The 3,472-nt window shown below is 33.8% G+C and carries 3 protein-coding genes; all 3 read left to right on the top strand.

The features are described from left to right. Window positions 1-57 precede the first annotated feature (57 nt). Window positions 58-840 carry a WD40/YVTN/BNR-like repeat-containing protein gene (locus CXF67_RS08745; protein ID WP_102088410.1) on the top strand — a complete coding sequence of 261 codons (783 nt, stop codon included), beginning with the start codon at window positions 58-60 and terminating at the stop codon, window positions 838-840. Between the two features lie 36 nt (window positions 841-876). Beyond that, the gene (locus CXF67_RS08740) at window positions 877-1,143 is read left to right on the top strand and encodes a beta propeller repeat protein (RefSeq protein WP_102088409.1); all 267 of its coding nucleotides are present in this window, start codon (window positions 877-879) and stop codon (window positions 1,141-1,143) included. Window positions 1,144-1,432: 289 nt separating this feature from the next. Next, complete coding sequence (locus tag CXF67_RS08735; protein WP_102088408.1) at window positions 1,433-3,361, top strand: alkaline phosphatase family protein; 1,929 nt, start codon at window positions 1,433-1,435, stop codon at window positions 3,359-3,361. Window positions 3,362-3,472 lie beyond the last annotated feature (111 nt).

Raw genomic sequence — 3,472 nt, 5'->3', positions numbered from 1 at the left:
GGTGTGCCATCAATAACTTAAATTTCTCCAGAAATTATACAAGCAGGTGCTGAAGTTGTGATTGAAGGCGTCGATCTTAATAATAATCCTATTCTCATTTATAATGGAGAAACAATTTCAGCAACAGATGTCAATAGTGATACAATTACTTTTACTATGCCAGAAAATGCATCAAGTGGTACTTTATTAATTGAATTTGAACAACCAGAGTATAATTCAGAGGCTTTCTTGAAAATTCAGGATTCTCAATGGGATACGAAGCAAGCTCTTGGTTATACTCAAATAGAGTTCGTTTCAAGCACAACGGGTTTTGCAACTACAGTAAATGATGCTGTAATTGAACGTCGAATAGATAAGACCACTGATGGAGGACAAACGTGGACAACAATATTTCAAGGAGATGTAGGTGATTTTTATTTTTCAGCGGTCAACGCTAATGTTATTTTTGCAAAAGGAAATTTAAATCAATTTAAGAGATCAGTAAATGGAGGCAGTACTTGGGAGGATTTTACAGTTTTAGATCTTAGTTATTTAGTGTCAAAATTATTTTTTAAAAATGAATTTGAAGGATATCTTTTAGCTAATAAACTAGGAAAAACGTGCGTGTTTAAAACAGGTGATGGAGGAACTACTTGGGAAGAAAAATTGGTACTTAACACATCTACAAATAAAATAGAGCTTGTTTATGAAAATAACGACTCAATAGGTTTTATAAATAAGGAAACAAGCGAATTTATAAAAACAACAGATGGTGGAGATAGTTGGAATATAACTGGTCTTAATTTAACGATTGAAAATAGACTTTTGGATTTCGATTTGGTGGATAGTCAAGATGCATAGTTAAGCTTAGGTACTTCAATAGGTAACTCAGGAGGGTTGTATAAAGGAAACCTAACAACAAATACCTGGGAAGCCATTCAAACGCCTAGACTTTCTAATATTACCGAAGAAAAAATAATTGAAATTAATTTTTCGGATGAATTTAATGGTCGTTTAATAACAAATAAAGGAGGAAACTTATATACTGAGGACGGTGGGGAAACCTGGAAATTATTTTATTTAGGTATAGACAATATTACAGCAATATCTATTCATGAAAATCGTGTTTATATGATTGCAAATGGTCAATTATTTACAAAGTAAAATTATAACATTAGAAGAAAAGCACTATTTAGAGTGCTTTTCTTTCTTATTAAGCCGTGAGCGGTTCACATTGTTCGCTAGTTCAAATGCTACGTAAAATAATTAAATTGTCTAAAATATTTTTTTAAGTGATTTTATTTCAAGTTAAATTTTAAATAAGTACGGCTAAGAAATTATCGATATCTATTGAAATACAGAATAAATGGCAACAAAATGATACAAATAAAAACGTAAACGATAGAAATTGGAGTAAGTTGAGATTCTATTTTTGGTATATAAAAAAACAGATATGATAAAACTACAAATCCGACTGATACTTATTTGCGTTTTCATATTGATTCTTTGTTGTATTGATTGCCTTGGACAAAAGAAAACACAAGATTCAAAAGTTGTATTAATATCGATAGATGGAGCTGCAGATTGGATTCTTGATGATTTACTCGCTAGAAACCTTTTATCGAAAAATGGCGCTTTCTCTACCATAAGAAGAGAAGGGGCATATGCAGAAAGCATGACTCCTGTTAACATTAGTGCAACAGCTGTTTCTCATGTATCTCTATTTACAGGTACACATCCCAATGTACACGGCGTTGTAGGTAATAATATATTGATGCCAGAACAAGAAATAAAATCGCCGAGAGCAACATCTGGTTTTTCGGCACCAATAGAAGCAGAAACACTTTGGAATGCGGCTATTCGGCAGGGTAAAAATGTCACAAATATCAGTACGGTAGGGCAAGATAATACTTCGCCAGACCGAAGAGGTACAAAAACAATTGGCTATGGGAAGAAACTAGCTAACTCTATAGTTTCAAATTTATCTATTGTTGAGAGGGAACACACAATTTTATTGGAGAAGTTCGAGAGAGTGAAAATGCTCAACTCCGAAAAAGGGGAGGAATACTTTAAGTTGTTTAGTGGCAGAAATATTCCTTTATATTATTACGTAGCTGATAGTTCTTTCGATGGTGTTAAGAATTATGATATTGTCATAGTTGACCTGGACGTAGATTTAGGGAATGGTTATGAAGGAGAATTGAAAGTAGATGAGTGGTCTGAAATTTCATTTGAAGTTGGTAGGCAAAAAGTTTCTAGTTGGTCTTATTTGATGAATTTAAATCCGATAACGGCGGAAGCCAAGGCTTATTTTGGGGCAATTGGTTTTAATTCTTCAAGTCCCAATGCGTTTAGGGAAAAAATGGAAAATGAAGTCGGTATTTGGCCTTGCGAGCAGGATAATAGAAAGCTAAGTAAAGGTCTAATTACCGAACAGATGTGGTTTGATCAGGCAGAGCGTTTAGCCAAATATTACCAACAACTTCTATTGGCTAATATAAATGAAAGTAACTGGGATCTGCTCAGTGGGTACTTTACGCTTATTGATGATGTACAGCACCGTTTTCTATTGAAGGATAAAAGGCAGTTGGACTTTGCTATGGAAAACGGAGTCAGACGAAAAAGATATGAAGATTACGTAATATGGGCATATAGAACAATTGATAGTTTACTCAAAGAGCTTGTGCAAGCGGCACCAAAAGATATAAACTTTGTTTTCGTTTCAGACCATGGTGTAGCTCCTATTCATTCCGTTGTGCTTATCAATAACCTGTTAGAAGAAAATGGTATATCAGTAAAAGGAGATTCGATTGAAGCACGTGCCTATAGTACAGGTCCCGCTGCCCATATATATGTGAATGTGAAAGGAAGGCAGAAAAGCGGTATTGTTCCTAAAAAGGAGCTTTCTAAATATATTGATAGAATTGCAAAAATTTGTAAAGGTCTTAAAGACCCAATAACTGGGTTACCAATTTTTTTAGTTACATTGAAAGCTTCAGAGTTAAACAGCTTAAGTTTAGAACATCCAAGAAGATCTGGAGATGTATTTGTAAGTGCAAGAACAGGATGGTCGCTTTCATCTAAAATAGTTCCAAGTATACCGATAATAGTTCCTAACTCCTTTAATAATGATTCGTATGCTCATTTAGATCAAAACACACAAAGGTTTCTAGGCTCGGGTTTTATGAACGAAACGGGGCTCGGTGTTCACGGAAATTTAGGAAGTATTAGAGAAATGAACGCCATATTCTATGCTGTTGGCCCTAGTATTCCAAAACAAAAAATTGATACAATTAGTGCTTTAGATGTAACACCAACTATTGCCGGACTTCTTAATATAAAGCCACCGAAAAAAGCTAAGGGTAAAGCAATTTTTAAATAAATATTAAGCTTTAGTCAAACCAAAAACAGACTACATTAAATCAGTGGAATAAGAGCTCTTAAGAATGGAATAAGAATCATTAAAAAGTTTATTTAAGTCATCATTTTAAAT

Origin of the sequence: Psychroflexus sp. MES1-P1E (assembly GCF_002836055.1) — a bacterium.
In the GTDB taxonomy this organism is placed as follows: Bacteria; Bacteroidota; Bacteroidia; order Flavobacteriales; family Flavobacteriaceae; genus Psychroflexus.
The sequence above is the reverse complement of the archived record's forward strand: the minus strand, read 5'-3'. Positions and strand labels throughout refer to the sequence as shown.

Excerpts from the sequence above, each read along its gene's own strand:
- CXF67_RS08735 (WP_102088408.1), top strand. The coding sequence starts at position 1,433 with ATGATAAAACTACAAATCCGACTGATACTTATTTGCGTTTTCATATTG.